Genomic DNA, 451 nt, shown 5'->3' on the forward strand with positions numbered 1-451 from the left:
CTACAAGAGCGTGTCCAACCCGGAAGTGGTTCGCTCGTTGCCGCTGACGGTAGAAGCCATCTCCGCCTGGGACGGCAAGTCGCTGCCGGCCGACGCCGTCTACAAGGCGCTCAGCCAGGATCTCGCCGAGGCTCGTCGCAACCAGACCATCGGCGATCTCTCCAAGCGCCTGAACATGGAACTGGCCGGTTATCGCAGCCTGATGGCGAAGACCGCGCGCAAGCTGCCGTTCAAGGAGGAACCCGCTTCCTACAAGGACGCCATGGAGCAGCTCGACGAGCGCTGGGGCGACCCCGCCTACTGGCAGGTGATCCGCCGCAACGCCAGCAGCTATACGCCCTATTACCTACTCGCGGCCCTCGACCACCGGATCGACGATCTCGGCGAAGTGGCGCGCGCCACCCCGGACCAGGCCATCTACCTGGACATCTTCGCCCGCACCTTCTGGATG

Annotated in this window: 1 protein-coding gene; it reads left to right on the forward strand. The window is 65.0% G+C overall.

Annotated elements, in window-relative coordinates; genetic code table 11:
- A partial coding sequence (locus HUW62_RS47775) for a hypothetical protein (RefSeq protein WP_217912008.1) occupies window positions 1-451 on the forward strand: 451 nt, incomplete at both ends.

The organism is Myxococcus sp. AM011 (assembly GCF_013372595.1).
In the GTDB taxonomy this organism is placed as follows: Bacteria; Myxococcota; Myxococcia; order Myxococcales; family Myxococcaceae; genus Myxococcus; species Myxococcus eversor.